Genomic DNA, 21,934 nt, shown 5'->3' on the forward strand with positions numbered 1-21,934 from the left:
GAACTGGCCTTAGAACTGGCCTTGATGGTGCAGGCAAAAGTATTTGGTTTCGACAAAGGCTTCGAAGCCCTCGGTGCCGCCTTCACGGCCGAGCCCCGAGGCTTTCATGCCACCGAACGGGATCGGATGGCCGGTGAACTTGACGCCGTTGACAGCAACCATGGCGTGGTCGAGTCGGCGGATCAGCGGGTAAATCAGGTCCAGGCGATTGGAACAAATGTAGGCGGCCAGACCGTATTCGGTGTCGTTGGCCATCTCGACGGCCTGGTCGAGGGTGTCGAACGGCATTACCCCGGCAATCGGCGCGAAATTTTCTTCGCGGTAGATGCGCATTTGCGGTGTGACGTCGGCCAGTACCGTTGGCTGGTAGAACAAGCCGCCAAGGGCATGGGCCTCGCCGCCGACCAGCCGTTGCGCGCCTTGTTGCAAAGCATCGGCGACACGTTCGGCGGTGACATCGAAGGCGGCCTGGTGCATCAACGGGCCGACATCGACCTGTTGTTCGCGGTCGCCGATCATGGCCGGACCGACCTTTAACTCACGCACGGCAGCGGCAAAGCACTTGAGAAATTCCGGGTAAACCGAACGCTCGACCATGATGCGGTTGGCCGCGCAGCAATCCTGGCCGGAGGTCTGGAACTTGGCCGCTACCGCGATTTTCACCGCCAGCTCAAGATCGGCGTCGGCGCAGACAATGAACGGCGCGTTGCCGCCCAGTTCCAGCGAAACCTTTTTCACATCCTGAGCCGCCGCCTGCAGCACCAACTTACCGACGCGGGTCGAACCAGTGAAACTCACCGAACGCACGCGGCTGTCTTGCACCAGGGTCTGCATGGTCATCTGCGGTTCACCCAGCACCACGTTAAACACTCCGGCCGGGAAACCCGCTTCCTCGGCGAGTTGCGCCAAGGCGAACGCCGAGTAAGGTGTTTCATGGGCTGGTTTGATCACAACAGTACAACCGGCGGCCAGGGCGGCGGCCGCTTTGCGGGTGATCATGGCCGAGGGGAAATTCCACGGAGTCAGCAACGCGCAGACGCCGACCGGCTCCTTGACTGTGCCCAGGTGCGCGCCGGGGATGTGGCTGGGAATGTTTTGCCCGTACAGGCGCCGGGCCTCTTCGGCGAACCAGGGAATGAAACTGGCGGCATAGGCGATTTCGCCACGGGACTCGGCCAGGGACTTGCCTTGCTCCAGGCTTAGAATCCGCGCCAGGTCTTCCTGATGCTCAAGAATCAAGGCCGCCCAGCGCCGCAAAATCTTCTCGCGTGCCTCCAGGCTTTGCTCGCGCCACTCGGCGAAAGCACGGTGCGCGGCATCGACGGCGGCGACGATCTGCGGCTGATCGAGCAGCGGTACATGACCGATCAACGTCTGATCGGCGGGGTTGTGCACGGCGATGCTGTGGCCGCTGTCGCTGTGCACCCAATGGCCGTCCACATAGCACAGGGCCTTGAACAGCAACGGGTAATTGTTGGTCATGGTGTTACTCCCAATCGTCTGAGTAGAACTAATGCTAGGGCAGGGCGGTGGGGGAATTCGCGGTTTGGTTGGGGGGCAACAGTCGTTTTTTCTGATTACAGGCTGTCAAACAGAGATTTTTGTGTTGAGCGGGCGTCCCCGCTCAACACAAGGTAGTTGGCGCTACTGAGCGTTTTTGGCCGTGGCCACCCACCCATCCATCGTCGCCTTGTTTTCACTCATCCAGTCGTCAGCCAACTTGCGAATATTGCGTTCGCTTGAACCATCCTGGCTGATGGTTTTTTCCCAGTAGCTCCAGGTCGACTGGGGGAACGTCATCTGCTCCACCAGGGACTTGATGGCCGGGTTGGCGGCGATGAATTGCTTGTTGCCGATGGCGTACCAGTTCCACGCGGCCATGGCCATGCGGCATGGATCGGCGCCACCGGCACAACCCGCCACCCCGGGAGTCAACGCCGAAGTGGTGCTCGGTACATTGCCAGGCAGGGCGTCAAACGGTGTCGGCAGCCACACCACGTCCTTGCCCGGCACCATGGTGTTGGTCATCCACGACGGCGCCCAGGCATAGAAAAACACCGGTTCGCCGCGCTTGAGACGGGCGACGTTCTCGAACATCAACGCCTCATATTTGCCGCGCACCGGGTTGATGGTGGCCTTCAGGCCAAATTTGTCGAGCTGATAGTCGACCACATCGCCACAGCCCCAACCCGGGTCGCAGCTGATCAGGTCAGCCTTGCCGTTCTTGCCGAACAGCCCGGCGATCTTCGGGTCTTTCAGCTGTTCCAGGCTGGTGATGTGGTAAGCGTCGGCGGTTTTCTTGTCGATCATGTAGCCGTTGTAGCCGGCGCCAGTGATAGAGCCGGCGCCTACTACCTCAGTACGTTCCTTGACCTTGTCAAAGCTGGGTTGCAACTGCGGCAGGGTTACGTCCATCGAGAGGTCCAGGTCGCCCTGGGCCGCTGCCGGGAAAAACAGCGTGGTATTGACGGTGCTCAACTTGGTGGCGTAACCGAGGCGCTTGCTGGCTTCGATGGCGATTTTGGTGATGACGTAGTTACCGCCGGTGCTTTCCGACTGCACGAAGCGGATGGTCTTGCCGTTGCCCGGCAGGTCCTCGGCCTGCACCGCAGTGCAAGCCAGGCCCACCACGGACAATGTTGCTGCAAATCCAAGCAAGGCGTTGAATGGACGCATCATGATTTTCCTCTTTGTTTTTCTCGTTATGGTTAAGGTGCGGCAGTCAATAACTGGCATTCATGACTTCTTTCTCTTATGCGTTGACCTTGCGCGAATTGAGCAGCCGTTTGAACAGCGACTTGCGCTTGTGCGGTGTCGGTTGTGCCAGGTTCTGTGTGATCCGGTCGAGCATCATCGCCAGCAACACAATGGCGATCCCGCCCACCGCCGCACGGCCCACGTCCATCCGTCCCAGTCCTTGCAACACCACCAGGCCCAGACCTTCGGCACCGATCATCGCCACCACCACGGACATCACCATGGCGGTGAGCACCGTCTGGTTCAGCCCGCCGAGAATGGTCGGGATCGCCAGGGGCAACTGGATTTCCCAGAGCAATTGGCGACGGTCGGCACCAAAGGCCTGGCCTGCTTCGACCAGTTCGGTTTCGACCATGCGAATGCCCAGGTAGGTAAAGCGGATCAGCGGCGGGCAGGCAGAAATCACCACCGCCACTTCGCCCGACACGGTGCCGACGCCAAACAGCATCACCACCGGCACCAGGTACACGAAGGTCGGCGTGGTCTGCATGATGTCGAGGATCGGTCGCATCACGGCCCAGACCCGTTCACTGCGGGCGCACCAAACTCCCACGGGAATGCCGATGACCATGCAGATGACAATCGCCGTGGTGATCAGCGACAGGGTGGTCATCGCCTCGTCCCACACCCCCAGCGTGGCGATGATCACCAGGGCAATGGCACTGAATAGCGCTACCCCCAGGCTGGCGGCGCGGTAAGCGATCAGGAACATCAGCAGCACCATCACCGGGAACGGAATGGCGTGGATCACCGTGTCACTGAACGCCAGCAGGTGCTCCACCGGCCAGCGAATGGCCTGGAACATCGGGCGAAAATGAATGCCCAGCCACTCGACGCATTGGCTGATCCATTGGTCCACGGGGAAAACAGCGAGGTCTTCTGAACTAAGCATGGTGTGCAACCTCCGAGACGAAAGGGCGAGTGGCCGGGGGGCTGGAAGGGAGGCCGGCGATGCAATCCAGGATGTGGGCGCTGTTCAGAGTGCCAACAAACACACCGTCAGCCTCGACCACCGCGACCGGCAGGCCGGGTTTGAGCAGCCGTGCCACTTCCACCAACTTGGCGCTGGCCGGCACGCTGACAAACTGCAGCGACAGGCGTTGCTGAGCATCGGCACCACCGCCCACCGCCAGCAGCGCACGGGAGTCCAGCACGCCAATTGCCTCGCCGGCGGCATTCAGCACAAACGCGCTGGCGCTTTCATTGCCGACGATGCGGACGTCGTCCTGGACCAGCAGGGTGCCGGCTTGCTCCATGATCGAGCGCGCATCGAAAAGCCGCGAGCGATCCACCTCGCGGGTAAATCCGGCCACGTAGTCGCTGCCGGGGTTGGCGACGATTTCCTGGGGCGTGCCTTCGCGCACCACTTGGCCGTCCGCCATGATCGCAATGCGCGTGCCGAGCTTCAGTGCTTCCTGGAAGTCGTGGGTGATGAACAGAATGGTTTTTTTCAGGGTGCGTTGCAGGCGCAGCAGTTCGTCCTGCATTTCAGTGCGGATCAACGGGTCGAGGGCGCTGAAGGCTTCGTCCATGATCAACACATCGGCGTCGGTGGTCAGGGCGCGGGCCAGGCCAACCCGCTGGCGCATGCCGCCGGACAGTTCATGGGGGTGATGATCGGCCCACTTGGCCAGGCCGACGATGGCCAGCACTTCCTCGGCGCGTTTGCGCCGCTGGGCGGCAGGAACGCCGCGAAGCTTGAGTCCGAACTCGGTGTTTTCGATTACGGTCTTGTTCGGCAGCAGGGCGAAGTGCTGGAACACCATGGAGATGCGCGTTCGTCGCACCTCTCGCAACTCGCTTTCGTTCAGGGCCACCAGGTCTTTGCCGTCGAGCAGGATCTTGCCGGCCGTGGGTTCGTTCAAGCGGTTGATGCAGCGGGCCAGGGTGGATTTCCCTGAGCCGGAGAGACCCATGATCATGTAGATCGCACCGCTGGGAATAGACAGCGACACGTTGTTGAGGCCGACCACTGTCGCGGTCTCGGCCAGGATCCGGTCTTTGCTGGCGCCGGCGGTCAAGAGCTGCATGGCTCTGTCCGGGGTTGAGGAGAAGACCTTGTAGAGGTTCTCAATCTTCAGTCGTTCGCTCACCAATTGCCTCCAATTGTTGTTTTTCAATCTGTGGAAAATTTCATCAATAGAAATTTTTTGGGCTTCTGGCAGTTAATGGTCTTTCAGCTGCTACGGGCGCAAGGGTGCAATCTGAAAATTTTTGTTGTTGTGCGGGGCACTTACAGCATGAGCGGTGTGGCGAGTGCAAGGTTGAGACGTCAGCCGGTAGCAGAATCTGCCGGCTCCATGCTTTCCCGCGCTTGACGGGCGACGCGGAAGGCTTCGACACCCGCCGGCACCCCGCAGTACACCGCGACCTGTATCAGGGCGCAGCGCAGTTCCTCGTCCGTAAGGCCATTGCGGATGGCGCCGCAGAAGTGCGTGGCAAACTCGTCCATGCGGCCCAGAGCCGCGAGCATGCCGAGGTTCAGCAGGCTGCGTTGCTTGAGGTCCAGGCCTTCATCGGTCCAGACCATGCCCCAGCAGTATTCGTTGAGCACGTCCTGGAACGGCCGAGAGAAATCATCGGCCTTGCCCAGCGCCTGGTCGACGTAAGCATTCCCCAGGACTTGACGGCGAATCGTTTCACCCTGGGCTTGCAATGACTTATCCATGTTGTACCTCCGGATCATCAATCAGAAAGTCACGCATCAGATTCGCCACCAGTTGCGGCGCTTCGATGAGAATGCAGTGGCGTAACCCCGGCAGGATTTTCAGTTGCGAACCGTGGATGCGCTCGTGCATGAAGGCCGCCATTCTCGGGTTGGAACCCGCATCGTCGGCACCGGTGGCAATCAGCGTCGGGCAGCGAATCCGCTGGAGTTGGTCGCCGAAATCCGACTCCGCCAACACCCGATACGCCGCCGCATAACAACCGGGATCATTGTTGGCGTTCAGCTGCCGCAGACGGCTGACGGCCTCAGGGTGATGCGTCTGAAAATCCTCGGTCAGCCAGCGTGACAGCGACGCTTCGTAATGCGCCACCGGTTCGCCGGCTTGCAAGGCCGCCAGACGTGTCTGGACCCGTTCGCGTTCCTGCGCAGTACGCCCGGCGACCGTCGACAACAACACCAGACGCTGAACCCGCGCCGGATGAGTCAGCGCCAGGCACTGGGCGATCAAACCACCCAGCGAGAAGCCCGCCAGGTCGAAGTGCTTGAAGCCAATGTGATCGGCCAGGGCCAGCGTTTCACCCACCAGGTGATCGATCTCATAGCGTCCCGGGGTGCGGGACGACTGGCCGTGGCCGCGCAGGTCGAAGGTCAGGAGGGTGAACTGATCTTTCAATCCGTTCACCACATCACTCCATGCTTCAAGGCTTGAGCCAACGCCATGAATGCACACCAGGGGTCGCGGCCCATGGCCATCGAGGCGATAGTTGAGCGTGACGTTGGCCACACTGAATTGTTGTGCCTGGCTCATGGCGCTTACCCCGTGACCTTGTCGTGGCGTTTGGCGCGTTCGCGTTCGGCGAAAACCGGCATCACTTCATCGATGAACAGGCGCAGGGTCTGCTTCTGCAATTCGAATGGCAGGTTGAAGGTGAGCCCCAGGCAATACTGATCGACGCCAGCGGCTTCGTAGTCAAGCAGCTTTTCGATGATTTCCTCCGGGGTGCCGAACATCAGGTTGCGCCGAATGTTTTCCGGGTTGTAGTTCTCCTTGCCCCGCACGGCTTCAAAGGGCACAGGCTCCGGGAAGCCGTTGTGCACGGTGCCGACGTTCTGCATGAGGTTTTCGAAGGCGCGGCCAAAGTCCATGCTGTGCTTGACCGGCAGTTCCCAGTCCTGCGGCTTGGCGTAGACGCAGGTGCGGCGCTGCATCATGAACCGCGGACGCGGTACATGGGGGTTGTCAGCCACGGCTTTGTTGAATTTCTCGCCCAGCACGGCGATTTCTGCCGCCGGGGCTGAGAGCGGGGTGGAGAGAATGTTGGCACCGATGCTCACGGCCCAATCGAAGGTGCCCGGATCCCGCGCGGCCACCCAGATACGCGGGTGATCCTTTTGCAAGGGCTTGGGCACGGCGGCCGTCAGCGGGAATTTCCAGTAATGACCGTCATGGGCGTAATCCCCGGCCCAGAGTTTTTGCACCGCCGGCACCAGCTCCTTCATATAGCCCACGCCTTCCTGCTGTTGCAGGCCGGGGGTCATGCGGTCGAACTCGTATTGATAGGAGCCGCGGGCGATACCGAACTCCAGGCGGCCCTTGGTCAGGTGATCGCACAGCGCAGCTTCACCGGCCAGGCGGATCGGATGCCAGTACGCGGCGGCCAGCGTCGCGGTGCCCAGGCGAATGCGCTGGGTGTGCTGGGCCAGCCACACCAGCGTCTGGAACGGGTTGGGGGCGATGGTGCATTCGAGGGTGTGGTGCTCCGAGGTCCACAGGGTCTCAAAACCGCCCTCATCCGCGATCTGCGCCAGTTCCAGCAGGTTGGCCATGACGGTCTGCATTGGCATGTCGGGCGAAAAGCGTTCCATGCTCAGGGATACGGCAAATTTCATAAGGTGCTCCTTGAATAATCAGCGCAGGCGAATGACGAAGGGGTCTTGCATTTCGCCGGAGTAGTCGATGACCACGTTTTTGGCCCGGGAAAACTCGCGCATCACGTCGAAGCCGCCACGACGGCCGTAACCGCTCTGCTTGAAGCCGCCATTGGCGGACATGTAGGCTGAACTGCGGTAGGTGTTGATCCACACCGTGCCGGCGTCGATCCGGTTGGCGAAACGCATGGCGCGGTCGATGTTCTGGGTCCAGATCCCCGAGGCCAGGCCGTAGTGGGTGTCGTTGGCCAGGCCGATCATTTGTTCTTCCGAGGTGAACGGCATCACGCCGACCACCGGGCCGAACAGTTCGTCGCGCATGAACGGCATGTCGTTGGTGGCGTTGGCCATCACCGTTGGCTCGAAGTACCAGCCTTCGGACAGGTTCGAGGCATTGGGACGTTTGCCGCCGATGGCCACTTGCGCGCCCTGTTTTGCGCCGCTGGCGATGTAGCCTTCGATTTTTTGCAATTGGGCTTGCAGTGCCAGCGGGCCGATATCGGTGTGTTCTTCCATGGGATGGCCAACCTTGATGCGCTGGGTGCGGGCCACCAGGGCTTCAACGAATTTGTCGTAGATCGGCGCTTCGACGAAGCAGCGCGAGCCGGCGACGCAACTTTGCCCGGCCGCGGCGAAGATGCCAGAGACCACGCCGTTCACCGCCTTGTCGATGTCGACGTCGGCAAACACCACATGGGGGGACTTGCCGCCCAGTTCCATCTGGCACGGCACCAGGTTGTCGGCCGCATTGCCGGCGATGCGTCGGCCGGTGTCGGTGCTGCCGGTGAACACGTATTTAGCGATGTCCGGGTGGCGAGTCAGAGCATCACCAGTGACGGCACCATTACCGGTGACGACGTTGACCACGCCAGCCGGGAAGCCCGCTTCGATCACCAATTCGGCCAGGGCCAGGGTAGAGGCGCTGGCATGTTCCGACGGCTTGATCACCACGGTGTTACCAATCGCCAGGCACGGCGCCAGGGTGCCGGTGAGCAGCATCAGCGGTGAGTTCCAGGGGGTGATCATGCCGACGACCCCCAGCGGTTCGCGGGTGCTGTAATTGAGCTGGTTGAGCTTGTTGACCGGGATGGTTTCACCTTGCAGCTTGTCGGCCATGCCGGCGAAGTAGATGTAGGCGTCGGGCAGGGCGCTCATCTGGGCACGCATTTCCCGAAGCAGCTTGCCGTTGTCGCGAGTTTCCAGCAGGGCCAGTTCTTCAGCGTTTTCGGCGACCAGTTGCGCAAGGCGATACAACAACTTGCCCCGTGCGGTGGGCGTCATATTGCGCCACTGCGGGTCGTGGAAAGTCTTGTGCGCCGACGCGACTGCGCGAGCCACATCGCTGGCATCGGCCTGGGCGAATTGGTACCAGGCCTGGCCGGTGGTGGGGTCGAAACTGTCGACCCAGGTTTCGCTGGCAGGCGCGACGAACCGGCCATCGATAAACAGGTTGAGGCGGTTGCCCGCAAGGGCGCTGACCGTGGTTTTCATGGAAGAGTCCTGTGGGTGCGTGTCAAAGGGGTTCGGCAGTCAGTGCGCTGTTTTCGATCATCGCCACCCGTCCGCTGGCGGCGGAGCCGGTGTAGATGCCGAACTGCTGGTTCTGGCGCTCGCGGGCATAGCGGCGCACCACTGAGCGCAGTTCGTTGACCGGCATCAATTCGATGGGCAAATCGTCGAGGGGAAAGAAGCGCAAGGTGTCGGGTAACTCGACATCAAGGCTGTCGAGTTGGGCGCGGTAGATCAGGTAACCCGGGTCGGTGTCGTCGACATCGAACGCCGAATAGAGAAAGGTCGACTCCAGTTCGACCGGCAGCGAGCTTTGGCCGGCATCAATGAAGCCTTTGCGCTTGCCGGCTACGGGCAGCGTCCAGCCGCCTTGGCCATCGGCGCGAAACAGGATCGCGTCGCCGGCTTCGATCAGGTAGCCAATGATCATCTTGTGCGAGTCCAGCCAACTGGCCGGTAGCGGGTCCTGGATATTCCCGTAGCGGCCCCGGCAAAAACACAGCGGCAACTTGGGGCTGGTGCCGAAGGCGCGAACCTGGCCGATCAATACCAGATGGTCGCCGGCTTCAATGCGCTGGTGCACGGTGCAATCGAACCAGGTCAGGCTGTCAGTGAGGATCGGCGCCCCGGTGTGGACCGTGTCGTGATTGACGGTCTGGAACTTGTCTGGCGATTTGGAGGCAAAGGTGCCCGAGACGTCCACTTGCCCTTCATGCAGCAGGTTCACGGCAAACTGTTCGCTGGCGGCGAATGCGGTGTAGCTGGCCGCCGATTTGCCGACGCACACCAGCAGCAGCGGCGGGTCCAGGGAAACCGAGGTGAATGAGTTGGCCGTCATGCCCCGTGGATTGCCTTCGGCGTCATGGGTGGTGATGACGGTGACGCCGGTCACGAAGGTGCCGAAGGCCTGGCGCAAGGCGCCGGGATCGACGGCGGCGTTGGCATTGATCACGGTGCTTGGCATCGGAGTACTCCTGTTTCTTGTTGTTTGGAAGAAGCCTACGGGGAAGCAAAACCGTAGGCTTGCGTCGATCAAGAGGAAGTTTTGTGGAAATTTTGCTGCGTTAAGAAGGAAAGATCAGTCCTTGAGTTGTTCCGCTTCCATCTCCGCCATGTCTTGATAGCGGTCGGCAATCCTTGGGTGCGCACGGGAGCCGTCGGAGGCGCCAATGGCGATCAGCACTTCGTCCGGCCCCGGTGCATCGGCGATCTGGAAGTTGGCGGTCAGGAAGTGCGAGCGCTTGCCGGTTTCGCTTTTGTGCACCATCGGCAACGAGAGCAGGGCGCCCGGAGCGTTGCGGGTGTTGGTGAAACTCAGGTAGGCGGTGCCTTGTACGGCGTCGCGGAACAGGTTGCCGAAGCGCAGGGTGTGGATCAGCCCCGAGGCGTGTTCGATTTCACCGTTGACCCCGACGGCGGCGGCCTTGCCAAAGGCTTCGACCTTGTCGCCCGGCATCAGAGCCGTCAGGCGGCGGGTCATTTCATAGCCCAGGCCCGGGGCCAGGCGCAGGATCTCCGGGCGCAGGTTTTCGACGAAACCCTGGCCAGCCCAAGGGTTCTTCAACACGGCGGCCACCACGATCAGGCTGATCGGCTTACCGGCGTCCTTGCCGCCTTCGATATAGGTTTCTTCGATAAAGGTGCAGTATTTCCTGACGCCCAGATTTTCCAGATTCATGATGACTCGTCGCCCTTGTGGCTGTTGGTTGTGGCCTTAGGCTAGGAGCAAAGGGAAAGAGCGTCTTCCGTGGTTTAGCAGTGAAAATTAGTTGGACATTGCTCTGAAACGGCGCAAGTATCCGGCGGGCCTGGCAGGCAAGTTGGCTGCCTTGACCTCCATGTTCAGGTGAGCGCCTTGAATCGAGAAATGCAGATACTGTCGTTGCGTGATGTAGCGAGTCAGATCAACTCCGGCGGTGATCTGCAATCGATGCTGCACCAATTGGTCTACGCCAGTTGCCGGCACACCCACTGGACCATGAGCTCGATCATGGCGATCGATATGGAAGCCGGTTTTGGCCACGTCATCGCCCGCCATGACCCGACCCTGGTGCAGCGGCCGCTGGTGGATTGCTGGGAGCTGTCATCCAGCCCGGTAATGACCGCCTTGCAGCGCAATGAGCCGGTGTTCATCCGTGACGTACGCGTATGCGAGTACCCCGGTTATCGCCACGAATCTCTGGAGCGGGATTACCGCACGGTGATGGTGATGCCGATGAACTGCACCGACTTCGATGGCCGGCCCATGGTGCTCAGCGTGATTTCCCGCACGCTCATGGACGTATCGGAGGAAGATCGGGTGTTCCTCGGCATGATCATCCACCTGGGTGCCATCGCCGTAGAGCGCCAGCGTCAACTGGAAGCCGAGCGTCGCGCCGCCGAACGCATGCAACAGGCGTTGCATGTGCACACCACCTTATTGGAACACGTGCTGGGTGGTGGTTCGGTGACCTCATTGTCGTTGATGGTCGGCAACCAATTGCCCAACCCGGTGATTGCCGTGGACTTTACCGCCAATCAGGTGGTCGCCGGTCGCTCGCCGGACACTGCATTGTTCGATGATGCCGCCTGGCAGTCGGCGGTCGCCGGTGTGCTGGGGGTGCAAATCTCCAAAGCGACCCATGAAAGCTTGCGTAGTGCTTTGCGCAGCACAGTCAACCTGTTTCTCGACGACGGCGAGCGCCAGTTCACCCTGCGGGCGCAAATCGAGCCGTTGATGGTCGATCAAGAATTGGTGGGAGCGCTGGTGCTGTTCCCGGTGGCTGCGCCGGTCAACGAACTGGACCTGCTGATGCTGGAAAGCGCCAAGTTCGCCTTGAGCGTGCAGATGATGCGCAGCTTTATCCGCTTTCGCTTTGAAACCCGCACCCAGACCGAACTTCTGCTTGAAGTACTCGAAGGCCGCTGGCGCGACACCGATGACATTCAGCAGCGGGCCCAGCGTCTGGGTTTCGGCTTCAATACCGCGCAGCAGATGATCATTGTCGATTATGGCGACAAGGCGCGGGAGGCGAAGAATCTGCACCACAACGTCGCCCGTATCCTGCAACGGGCGGGCATTCACTCGACGGTAATCATCGTCGACAACGGTCTGGTGTGCCTGGTGCCGTCCGAAGGCGAGAAAGGCCGCGAGCGGCTGACCAAGCTCAAGCGGCAGATTGTCGATGACCTGGCGCATTACTTGGGGAGCGAGCCGATTCTGCTGGCCAGTGGCGTCTGCAAGGCGCTCAGCGATTACCCGGCCGCGTGGGAGCGCTGCCAGCGGCTGATCGAGATCGCCCGATCGTTTGGCCGCCGTGGGCCGATTTCCGATAAGGACTTCGGGCCGATGCCGATCTTTGTGGCCGCGGTGGGCGGGGAGGATATTCGTACCTTCGTCAATGAAAGCGTGGGCGCGATGTTGGCCCATGATCGCAAGCATCAAACGCCTTATCTGGAAACACTGACTGTGTATCTGCGCGAAAGATGCCGTAGCCAGGCCTGTGCGGATGCGATGGGAGTGCATGTGACAACGCTCAGATATCGCCTCACGCGGATTCAGGAGCTATTCGGCATTGATGTCGAGACACCGGAGCGGCGGTTTGCAACGGAGTTGGCGATTCACCTGCAACAGGTAATTGATAATTAGGATGACGTTTTTTCAGGTTCAACGAACCTTTCAGATCGGATCATCTTGCAATCTGACTGCGGCAAAGGAAGCGACTAAGGGATGGCCGTAGGCTAGCTGCGCCAAGGCGCAGTGATATCGCCGTTCCATGTGAGTATCTATCTTCACAGCGTGCTGGACCTATGGGCAAGACAGTGACGCCAGCGGCATGCCCTCAAAAGTCTAGCCCCTCCCGTAGGCCAGCGTCCTCGAAGTGAGCGATATCGTGATGTCCAGTGGCTAAAACAGCGGAATGCTATAAGTCACGATCAACCGATTTTGATCCTGGTTGCGGGACGCTTCGCTGTTCGACTTGCCATTGCGCCAACCGAATCCAACCCCTTTAAGCGCACCGGACTGGAGCACGTAGTCCAGGCTGATATCCCGCTCCCATTCTTTCTGGTTATCACTGGATGTCGTCTTGATATTGTCCCCGCTGAGGTACATGACTGACGCTTTCAAACCCGGTACCCCCAAGGCTGCGAAGTCATATGCATACTGACCGAAGGCTGTGCGCTCGCCCGCGCGGGTGAAGGTCTGGATCAGGCGATCGGTATACAGGTAAAGACTGGCCCCACCGGCGCCTTTGTCCGGCAAATTGCCCTGATTGAGCTGAGTGAAATTACTACCGCTCGAAACGCTTTGGTAACCCGCCGTAATCGCATGGGCACCCAAGGAGTAAATCAGCGCGGCACTCCAGGTCCGGTTGTCGATCTCGCCATCGTTGTCTTGGGTGTAGCCACTGATTCTGTAGCCCGAGGTACCCGAGCTGTTTTTACCGGACGAGTCGGTCTTGAAGTAACGCAGGTCGGTTTTCAGGGATTGATTGTCCGAGATCGCCAGTGTGTGGATCAGGCCGAAAAACTGCTGGGTGTAATAGTCGTCCAGGTTGGCGTAGTAATACTGGACGGTCAGGTCCTTGGTGATTTTCCAGTCGCCGCCAGCGAAGTCGAACGCATTGCTTTCACGGGTACCGCCCGTGGCGGCCAGGCCGGTTTGATCGCTTGAACCCCGCCCTGTGGCGTGTTCAATCCGGCCACCTGTCAGGGTCAGATCCTTGAACTCGCTCGAAGTGATTTGCCCGCCCTCGAATGTCTGCGGCAGCAGGCGACCGTCGTTGGCCACCAGGATCGGCAGCTTCGGCATCAGCGTGCCCAGACGCAGTTCGGATTTCGAGACCTTGACTTTGCCGGTCAGCCCCAACCGGCTCCACTCATCGACGGCGCTGTTGTCGCTGTCCGAAGGAATCATCGAGCTGCCGACATGCCGTCCTTTGCCGCTGTCCAGGGTAACGCCCATCAAACCCAGCGCATCGATGCCAAAACCCACCACGCCATCGGTGTAGCCCGACTTGTAGTCGAGCATGAAACCCTGTGCCCATTCTTCGGTTTTCGAGGGGGCGGCCGAGCCGTCGCGGTTGTCATTGTTGAAGTAGAAATTGCGCATGCCCAGCGTGGCTTTGCTGTCACTCAGGAAGTCGGCCTGTGCCTGGGTGCTGAGTGCAATGGCACCCAGAGCCAGGGTTGCGACCGTGTTCTTGTTGCTCATATGAAGCGCCCCTTGTTTTTGTAGTTGGAATTGAGAAGGGTGACTCCCGCCATCACAGATGCGCTGTCGGCGGGAGCCTGCAGTTGGAATCAGATACCCAGTACGTTGGCACCGATGCACGGGTCAATCCCGCGTTCCAGACGACGCTGGTGCAAGATCACAGTGATCTCCATCGAACCAGTGGTGACTTCGAAATCCAGAATGTGGCCGCCATAGGCCTGGAACGTGGCGTCGCCGGCGACACCGTGCATGTGGATCGAAGGCTGATCATTCTTCCACGCCACCGAGCCGGTGATGCTGGCCATCTCGACGTTGCTGAAGGTCTTGGCGTCGAAGTCCTTTTTGTCCTTGTTCCAGAAACCGAACTTCACGTTGCCGAAACCGATCCCGCTGATCGAGGCACTGGGGATCTTCTCGGCTATCGCCAGTTTGGTCAGTTCCTTGAACGCGTTGTCACCCGTGCGCAACACCATGAGGTAACCGGTGGGGGTCTTGGTGTAGCGGGGTGTGGCTTCAGTGGCACATTGCATGGGCGCTGTCGTCGCGGTGGGGGTGGTGTCTGCAACGGCCAGTTGAGTGCCTGCGGTATTGATCATCACGGCGGCAGTAACGGCCAGCATCAGTCTGCAAAAGCGTTGTTTCGGGTGACGTTGAACGTGCATGAGACTTCCTCTGTTTTTATTGTGGGTGCAGCGGTTTTCGGGACGAACGAATCCGGTGCCTGTTGTTCACAGGCACGGAAGTTGTTGCTATCAGTGGGCGTTAGTTGAAGCCGGTGACTTACAGCGCTTCGCGGTGGCTGACGCCGTCAACCAGGCGGGCGATGCCCAGCGGGTTGGCATTTTTCAGGGCGTCTGGCAGCAGGTTGTCGGGGCAGTTCTGGTAGCACACAGGGCGCAGGAAGCGATCGATCGCCAGAGTGCCGACCGACGTGCCGCGCGCATCCGACGTCGCCGGGTACGGTCCGCCGTGGACCATCGCGTCGCAGACCTCCACGCCCGTAGGGTAACCGTTGAACAATACGCGCCCGACTTTCTGTTCCAGCAGGGCCAGCACGTCGCTGACACTGCCGACTTCCGTGTCTTCAATCATCAGGGTGGCGGTCAACTGTCCGCGCAGGCCGTGCAAGGCCTGCATCAACTCGGCGTGGTCGGCGACTTCGACGACGATAGTGGTCGGGCCGAATACCTCTTCCTGCAGCAATTCATCACCGTTGATCAACAGGCTGACGTCGGCCTTGAACAATTGTGGCCGTGCCTGATTACCCTGTTGGTCGGTGCCGGCCAGGTGCGTTATGCCGGGGTGGGCGCGCAGGTTGTCCAGGCCGTGGCAGTAGCTTTTCAGGGCGCCGCTGTTGAGCATGGTTTGTGCGGGTTGTTCGTTCATCAATCCGGCAAAACGCTCAATGAAAGCGGTGAACTCCGGCGAGCGAATGCCCAGTACCAAACCGGGATTGGTGCAGAACTGACCCGCACCCAGTACCACAGAAGCGCTCAGCTCGGTGGCGATTTTGTCGCCGCGTGCCTTCAACGCTTCGGGCAACAGCAACACCGGGTTGATGCTGCTCATCTCGGCGAACACCGGGATCGGTTGCGGGCGTGCTGCTGCCATGTCACACAAGGCCCGACCGCCGCGCAACGAACCGGTGAAACCGACCGCCTGAATTGCCGGGTGCTTGACCAGTGCTTCACCGACACTGCCGTAAAGCAGGCTGAAGACACCTTCAGGCATGCCGGTTTTTACCGCGGCGCGAGTGATCGCATCGGCGACGTAATCGGCGGTCGCCATATGCCCGCTGTGGGCCTTGAACACTACAGGGCAACCGGCGGCGAGGGCGGAGGCTGTATCGCCGCCCGCGGTAGAAAAGGCCAGCGGGAAGTTGCTGGCACCGAACACCGCAACCGGTCCGAGGCCGGTGCGATACTGGCGCAGGTCCGGGCGGGGCAGCGGTTGCCGGTCCGGCAGCGCACAGTCGATGCGCGCGCCATAGAAGTCGCCACGCCGCAGCATCGTGGCGAACAGGCGCATCTGGCCGCTGGTGCGGGCCCGCTCACCCTGGATGCGCGCGGCGGGCAGGGCGGTTTCCCGGCACACGAGGCTGATGAACGGTTCATCCAGCGCCTCCAGTTCTGTGGCAATGGCGTCGAGAAAACCGGCGCGACGTGCGGCAGAAAGGTTGCGAAAGGTCGGGTAAGCCGTGGCGGCTGCTTGTGCGGCTGCGTTCACTTCTTCCGTTGTCGCTTGATGAAAGCGGTACGGCAGCGTTTCCCCGGTGCTGGCGTCGTGGCTATGCAGGGTGGTCGTACCGTTTGCCGAACGTGTGCCGGCGATGTAGTTGTGGCCTGAAACTTCAAACATGTTGGACTCCTGGTGAGCGGTGCAAAGGGGTTCAGGTGAGCCGGTAGATGCGTCGGGCGTTGTCATGAAACAGGGCCAGCCGCTCAGCGAGGGGGCGGTCGTGAACAATGGCTTTGAACCCGTCGAGGACTTCGCTGAGGCTGTTCACCACGCCATCGACCGGGTAATTGCTGGCGAACGCGCAACGGCTGACATCGACAATCGAAATCGCGTCGTTCACCACCATCCGGTTCGCTTCGACTGGCCATGCCTTGCCGGGGATGCAGATGCCGGAAATCTTCAAGGCAACGTTCGGCTCCCGTGCCAGCAGCGCAAGGTTGGTACGCCACCCGGCCAAGCCTGCTTCGGACCGATCCGCCGGCAGTGCGGTGTGATTGACCACGATGGTCACGTCGGGAAAGTCCCGGGCCAGCTCGGCGGCTTCTGGCAGATGCCACCAGGGCGCCTGCAACTCAAAGTGCAGGCCGTTTTTCGCCAGTTGTGCGTAGCCCTCACGCCAGCGCGGGTCACGCATGGAGCCTGATTCTGCAAAATCTACACGCCAGGCCTCGCGGCTGGTCACCGTCGGTTTGTGGCGGATGCCGCGCACCAACGGGTGATTTGCGTACAGGCGCAACAGGTCGAAAGCGTCTTCACGGTCCAGCCAGGCCTGCGCAACCATCGCCGCCACGCTGGGTTCGCTCTGCGCCAGTGATTCGACAAACATCACTTCATCCGCAGGTGTTGCCGGGTCCCATTCACCTTCAATGACGACGGTCTGCACCACGCGATGCTTGCCGGCCAGTCGGCGATAGTCGGCCGGCAGAAAGTTGCGGCAAATGGACGAGTAATCGCCATAGCGGAACGGTAGCAACGGGCGATCGTTCAGCCACGGGTAGTAATGGGCTTCGATGTCGAAATAGTGTTGGTGCGCGTCGACGATAGGCAGGTCCGCATCGTCGCCGCTGGCCAGAAAGCGTTCGCGCCAGTCGATGCTCGATACCTCATCCATGCAGTTGCTCCAGGCGATAAAAGCGTTGAGCGTTGCCGGCGAACACCGCTTCCTGCACGGCACGGCCCATCGGTGCGAGCATGTCGGCTACGCCATTGGCAATCGTGTCGTAGGAAGCGCGCAGCCCGGCCACCGGAAAGTTGCTGGCGAACATGCAGCGTTCGGGGCCGAAAATCTCCAGTGCGGTCAGTACCACCACCCGGTTGTCGGCGTAGTTCCAGGGCGAATCCTTCAGGCCGAACTCCGACAACTTGATGTGCACGTTGGGCTGCAAGGCCAGTGCTTCCAGGCCTTTGCGCCAGCGTGCCATGCCTTGCGGGCTGCGATCCCAGGCGAAGCCGGTGTGATTGAGCGCAATGCGGATTTGCGGAAACATCGCCGCCACCTCGGCCGCCTCGACCAAGTGCCACGGCGGCACGCGCAAGTCCCACGACAGATCGTGATCAGCCAGTCGCGCAAATCCTTCCAGCCATTTCGGGTCCTGCATGGTGCCCTTGGCCCCGGTAATCGACACGTCCGGCGACACCGAGGTCAGCGGTTTCGAACGTATGCCTTTGACCAGTGGCCGCGCAGCCTGGGCGGCGAGAATCTCGGCGCTGTCTTCGCGATCGAACCAGGCGTGGGCAACGATGGCATTCGGGAAGCCATAACGGTCGCTCACCTGTTCCAGCCAGAGGGTTTCGGCGACTTGCTCATCGCGTGCGCGCTCGGCTTCGACATGCACGGTGCCGACCAACCGTTGCTTTTCGGTCAGAGCGAGAAAGGTTTCCGGCAGGAAATCACGGCACAGGCTGTGATAGTCGCCAAGAAAGAAGTCCTCGTGATAGTCGTCCTGCAGCCACGGGTAACGACCGTTGCCCAAGTCCCACAAGTGATGGTGAGCATCGACAATCGGCAGCGCGTCTTCGCCGGCAAGGTTCGGCAAACCGTTGCGTTCGTGCAGCGTGATCATGACGTCGTCCCTTGTTCAGCGCGCCGCAGTCAATCGGGAAGGGCTGAGCACGCCATCTTCGACGTCGCCCGCAGCCTCTGCTTCGGCTTTGGCCTGGACGCGGCTGCGCAATTTGGCAACGTTCACCACTACGCGGGTGTGCGCCGCCGTAGCCACCAGTTCAACGTCATCGCGCACTTCGACGTTGAAGGTGACACTGCGACCTTCAATGCGCGTGACCGTGGCAGCGATGTTCACCGACATTCCCAGCAGCGTGGCGCCGACGTGGCGGATATCGACCGCGGCCCCCACAGTGTTCTCGCCTTCATCGAGGAAGGTCAGCAGGTAATCAAGGCAGGTCTGCTCGATGTCATCGACCAGGCGCGGCGTGGCGTAGATGCGCAAGTCTTCGCCGAGAAACGAGATGGTGCGTTCCTTGTCGACGGTCAGTCGGCGTTCGGTGGCGGAGCCTGCATGCATTGTGGAGAAATTCATGGAAAACCTCTTGGTTAAGTCAAAGGGCAATTCAGGCAGTAGGCAGGAAACCGATGGAAACCCACGGCACGGCGATCAGCACCGCCAGTGCCACCACCAGCGCGCCGAGGTACGGCCAGACGCGACGCATGGCACCGCTGGGGTCGACCTTGGCGATAGCGCATGCGGCGTAGAATCCCACGCCAAACGGCGGGGCGAACAAGCCCAGGCCCATGGCGAAGATCGCGACCATGGCGTAGTGCACGTCGTTGATGCCCATGGCTTTGGCGATCGGGAATAGCAGCGGTCCAAACAGGACGATGGCCGGGATGCCTTCCAAAAAGCTGCCTAGCAGGATGAACGCCACGGCGGAGATAATCAGAAAGCCCAGCGCGCCGCCTGGCACAGTCGACATCACTTGCGCCAGTTGGTGGGAGAAGCCTGACTGGGTCAGCGCCCATGCCATGGCGGTGGCGCTGCCGATGATGATCAGGATCGCGCCGGACAACGACGCGGTGCTGACCAGGATCGGATACAAGCGGCGCCAATCGAAGCAGCGATAGCACAGCAGACCGACGATAAAGGTGTACGCCACGCCGATGGCGGCGACTTCGGTCGCGGTAGCGACGCCTTCAACCACGGCGGTGCGGATCACGAAAGGCAGGGCCAGGGCCGGCAACGCGACCAGCAGCGAGTGGCCGATTTCCTTGCCCGTGGCGCGTTTACCAGTGGAAGCGTCTTTCTTGCGGTTTTTCCACCAGACCACCGCCGCCATGGCAATTGCGCCCACGACTGCTGGCATGAAGCCGCCGGTGAACAGTGCGGAAATCGACACACCGGTTACCGAACCGATGGTGATCAGCACCAGGCTTGGCGGGATGGTTTCCGACATCGCCCCGGAGGCGTTGAGCATCGCCACCAGCTCGTTTTCGTCTTCGCCGCGTTTCTTCATTTCCGGAAACAGCGCCGGGGCGATGGCGGCCATGTCGGCAGCCTTGGACCCGGAAATGCCGGAGATCAGGTAGATGGCACCTATCAGCACATACGACAGACCGCCGCGCACGTGACCGATCAACGAGCACAGGAAGCGAATCATCGCCCGCGCCATGCCCATGGCTTCGATCAGCGCGCCCAGGAACACGAACAGCGGGATGGCCAACAGGATCAGGCTCGCCATGCCTTCGTCCATCCGACCGACCACCAGGGTCAGCGGCGTGCTGGTCATGGTCGACAGGTACGCCACCGTTGCCAGGCCGAACGCGACCATGATCGGCACGCCGATGACGATCATCGCCATCACGCCGATCATGAAGAAGATCACCAGGTTCCAGTTACCCATCTGTAGCATCGTGCCTTGCGCCACCCACAACAGCGCGGCGAGAGAGGTGAGCATCGCCACTGACACCGAGAAATCGATCAGCCGGGCGCTGGTCAACAGCCGCGCGACACAGGTCATCAGCATCAGGCTCAGGCCAACCGCAATGGCTGACACGCGAAAGGCGTTGGGAATTTCCAGGGCCGCGGTGGTGATGATCCATTCGTCGCTGACGTACTCCCAGGCCGGAGTGAACAGCAGCCCGATGAACGTGATGACGATGACTGCGCCCAAGGTGTCGACGAATGCGCGTTTTTCTACCGGCAAGCGCCCGATGAACGAGGTCAGGCGCATGTGCTCGCCGCGACGCATCGCCACCACCGAACCGAGCATCGCCAGCCAGAGGAACAGTAGCGACGCCAGTTCATCCCCCCAGACGATCGGCTGGTTGAGTACATAGCGCGAGAACACGTTGCAGAACAGCAACGTGACTTCGATCACCACCAGCAGAGCCGCGCTGCCTTCAGTCAGCCACCGCAGGCCGGTGTCCAGCGTGCGTCCCAGGCGAAACGTGGCGTGGCGTGGGCTGAGTCCTTCAGCGGTTGTGACATCCGTCATTGGAATTTGATTTTTCATGACTGTGTCTCCGGCTTAGGACAGTTGACCCGCGTACTGCTCGAGCAAGCTCCAGGCTTCAGGGCCGTACTTTTCCTTCCACTGGGTGTAGAAGCCTTTCGATTGCAGGTCAGCCCTGAACAATGCACGGTCGACTTTATTGAAGGTGATGCCGTGGGCGGTCAGGGATGGCTCCAGGCTGGAGTTGAGATCGATTACCTGTTGGCGCTGTACCAGAGCGGCGGCGTTGATCTGCCGGGAGACGATTTCCTGCACATCGGCAGGCAGTTTTGGAAAGGTCTTGCCCGACGCAACGATCCAGAAACCGCCCCAGATGTGGTCGGTCATCGAGCAGTATTTCTGCACTTCATAGAAACGCGCGGACTCGACCACCACCAGCGGGTTTTCCTGGCCATCGACGACCTTGGTCTGCAAGGCCGAGTAGGTTTCGTTGATGCTGATGCCAGTCGGCGAGGCGCCCAGGGCACTGAACATCGACGTCCACAGCGGGCTGACCAGAACGCGCAGTTTGAAGCCGGCGAGGTCTTGCGGGGTGTTGATCGGCCGCGTCGAACTGGTGATCTGGCGGAAGCCGTTGTTCCAGACTTTTTCCATCGGGATCAGGCCGACTTTCTCGGTCTTGGCGCGTACGTGCTCGCCCAGCTTGCCGTCCAGCGCGGCCCAGACACTTTCGTAGTCCTTGAAGGCGAACGGCATGCTTTCGATCGACATGGCCGGCACCAGCGTCGAAAGAATCGCGCCGGGCAACGGAATGAAATCGATCGCCCCGGCGCGCACCTGGGACAGCATGTCGGTGTCGCCGCCCATGGCGCCGTTGGCGTAGACCTGCAAGTCCACTGCGCCATTGGTTTCGACCTTGATGGCTTGCGAGGCAGCTTTCATCTGCCTATTCAGCGGGTGGGTGTCGGGCAGGCTGCTGGTGTAGCGCAACACAATAGGTTTGGTCGCGGCGAAGGCGCCGGAAGGCAGCAGGCTGGCGGCGAAAGCACCACCCACGGTGACGCCGGCAGACACCAGGAAGGATCGGCGGCTAACGGACTCGGTCAAGATACGGCTCATGATGTTCACCTTGTTGTTTTTGTTGTTGTTCTAAAAAAAGCGGATCGCTGCTCTTTGTGGGAGCGGGCTTGCTCGCGAATGCGGTGGGTCAGTCAACTGAGATATCGAGTCTG

19 protein-coding genes are annotated in these 21,934 nt (G+C 60.8%); 1 reads left to right on the plus strand and 18 read right to left on the minus strand.

All coding sequences use genetic code 11. From position 1 onward, the window contains the following. Positions 1 to 9: 9 nt before the first annotated feature. The 10 genes from ACEN8Z_RS16360 to ACEN8Z_RS16405 all read right to left on the minus strand — a co-directional run bounded on the left by ACEN8Z_RS16360 (position 10) and on the right by ACEN8Z_RS16405 (position 10,541). Positions 10 to 1,482, minus strand: coding sequence for an NAD-dependent succinate-semialdehyde dehydrogenase (locus ACEN8Z_RS16360; RefSeq protein ID WP_495594875.1), 1,473 nt, complete (start codon positions 1,480 to 1,482; stop codon positions 10 to 12). Between the two features lie 162 nt (positions 1,483 to 1,644). After that, positions 1,645 to 2,679, minus strand: a complete 1,035-nt coding sequence (gene proX, locus ACEN8Z_RS16365) for a glycine betaine/L-proline ABC transporter substrate-binding protein ProX (protein ID WP_495594876.1) — start codon at positions 2,677 to 2,679, stop codon at positions 1,645 to 1,647. A gap of 73 nt (positions 2,680 to 2,752) precedes the next feature. After that, the gene (locus ACEN8Z_RS16370) at positions 2,753 to 3,649 is read right to left on the minus strand and encodes an ABC transporter permease (protein ID WP_495594877.1); all 897 of its coding nucleotides are present in this window, start codon (positions 3,647 to 3,649) and stop codon (positions 2,753 to 2,755) included. Beyond that, complete coding sequence (locus ACEN8Z_RS16375; protein ID WP_495594878.1) at positions 3,642 to 4,787, minus strand: quaternary amine ABC transporter ATP-binding protein; 1,146 nt, start codon at positions 4,785 to 4,787, stop codon at positions 3,642 to 3,644. The genes ACEN8Z_RS16370 and ACEN8Z_RS16375 overlap by 8 nt, the downstream gene beginning before the upstream one ends. Positions 4,788 to 5,029: 242 nt before the next feature. Further along, positions 5,030 to 5,425, minus strand: a complete 396-nt coding sequence (locus ACEN8Z_RS16380) for a carboxymuconolactone decarboxylase family protein (RefSeq protein ID WP_495594879.1) — start codon at positions 5,423 to 5,425, stop codon at positions 5,030 to 5,032. After that, positions 5,418 to 6,233 (minus strand): alpha/beta fold hydrolase, encoded by an 816-nt coding sequence (locus ACEN8Z_RS16385; RefSeq protein ID WP_495594880.1) that lies wholly within the window; start codon positions 6,231 to 6,233, stop codon positions 5,418 to 5,420. Before ACEN8Z_RS16385 ends, ACEN8Z_RS16380 begins: the two co-directional genes overlap by 8 nt. A 5-nt stretch (positions 6,234 to 6,238) precedes the next feature. After that, on the minus strand, positions 6,239 to 7,315 hold the full coding sequence (locus tag ACEN8Z_RS16390; protein ID WP_495594881.1) for an LLM class flavin-dependent oxidoreductase: 1,077 nt from the start codon (positions 7,313 to 7,315) through the stop codon (positions 6,239 to 6,241). An 18-nt stretch (positions 7,316 to 7,333) separates the two neighbouring features. Next, positions 7,334 to 8,845, minus strand: a complete 1,512-nt coding sequence (locus ACEN8Z_RS16395; protein ID WP_495594882.1) for an aldehyde dehydrogenase — start codon at positions 8,843 to 8,845, stop codon at positions 7,334 to 7,336. 22 nt (positions 8,846 to 8,867) lie between these two features. After that, complete coding sequence (locus ACEN8Z_RS16400; protein ID WP_495594883.1) at positions 8,868 to 9,827, minus strand: flavin reductase; 960 nt, start codon at positions 9,825 to 9,827, stop codon at positions 8,868 to 8,870. Positions 9,828 to 9,941: 114 nt separating this feature from the next. Next, entirely contained in the window at positions 9,942 to 10,541 is a 600-nt protein-coding gene (locus tag ACEN8Z_RS16405) for an amino acid synthesis family protein (protein ID WP_495594884.1), read from the minus strand. A gap of 168 nt (positions 10,542 to 10,709) precedes the next feature. Between ACEN8Z_RS16405 and ACEN8Z_RS16410 the strand changes: the two genes are divergently transcribed. Next, positions 10,710 to 12,491 carry a helix-turn-helix domain-containing protein gene (locus ACEN8Z_RS16410; protein ID WP_495594885.1) on the plus strand — a complete coding sequence of 594 codons (1,782 nt, stop codon included), beginning with the start codon at positions 10,710 to 10,712 and terminating at the stop codon, positions 12,489 to 12,491. A 258-nt stretch (positions 12,492 to 12,749) separates the two neighbouring features. Here the strand turns inward: ACEN8Z_RS16410 and ACEN8Z_RS16415 are convergent, their stop codons facing one another. The 8 genes from ACEN8Z_RS16415 to ACEN8Z_RS16450 form a co-directional block, all read right to left on the minus strand. Then, entirely contained in the window at positions 12,750 to 14,057 is a 1,308-nt protein-coding gene (locus ACEN8Z_RS16415) for an OprD family porin (protein ID WP_495594886.1), read from the minus strand. Between the two features lie 89 nt (positions 14,058 to 14,146). Next, positions 14,147 to 14,719, minus strand: coding sequence for a PPC domain-containing DNA-binding protein (locus ACEN8Z_RS16420; RefSeq protein ID WP_008001651.1), 573 nt, complete (start codon positions 14,717 to 14,719; stop codon positions 14,147 to 14,149). 118 nt (positions 14,720 to 14,837) lie between these two features. Further along, positions 14,838 to 16,415, minus strand: coding sequence for an aldehyde dehydrogenase (NADP(+)) (locus tag ACEN8Z_RS16425; RefSeq protein ID WP_495594887.1), 1,578 nt, complete (start codon positions 16,413 to 16,415; stop codon positions 14,838 to 14,840). A 31-nt stretch (positions 16,416 to 16,446) separates the two neighbouring features. Then, entirely contained in the window at positions 16,447 to 17,406 is a 960-nt protein-coding gene (locus tag ACEN8Z_RS16430) for an amidohydrolase family protein (protein WP_495594888.1), read from the minus strand. Then, on the minus strand, positions 17,399 to 18,358 hold the full coding sequence (locus tag ACEN8Z_RS16435) for an amidohydrolase family protein (RefSeq protein WP_495594889.1): 960 nt from the start codon (positions 18,356 to 18,358) through the stop codon (positions 17,399 to 17,401). Before ACEN8Z_RS16435 ends, ACEN8Z_RS16430 begins: the two co-directional genes overlap by 8 nt. Before the next feature lie 15 nt (positions 18,359 to 18,373). Then, positions 18,374 to 18,832 (minus strand): thioesterase family protein, encoded by a 459-nt coding sequence (locus ACEN8Z_RS16440; RefSeq protein ID WP_495594890.1) that lies wholly within the window; start codon positions 18,830 to 18,832, stop codon positions 18,374 to 18,376. A 31-nt stretch (positions 18,833 to 18,863) separates the two neighbouring features. After that, positions 18,864 to 20,762, minus strand: coding sequence for a TRAP transporter large permease (locus tag ACEN8Z_RS16445; RefSeq protein ID WP_495594891.1), 1,899 nt, complete (start codon positions 20,760 to 20,762; stop codon positions 18,864 to 18,866). Between the two features lie 15 nt (positions 20,763 to 20,777). Then, on the minus strand, positions 20,778 to 21,821 hold the full coding sequence (locus ACEN8Z_RS16450) for a TRAP transporter substrate-binding protein (RefSeq protein ID WP_495594892.1): 1,044 nt from the start codon (positions 21,819 to 21,821) through the stop codon (positions 20,778 to 20,780). Between the last annotated feature and the right edge of the window lie 113 nt (positions 21,822 to 21,934).

The sequence above is a fragment of the Pseudomonas sp. Pseusp10 genome, assembly GCF_059492225.1.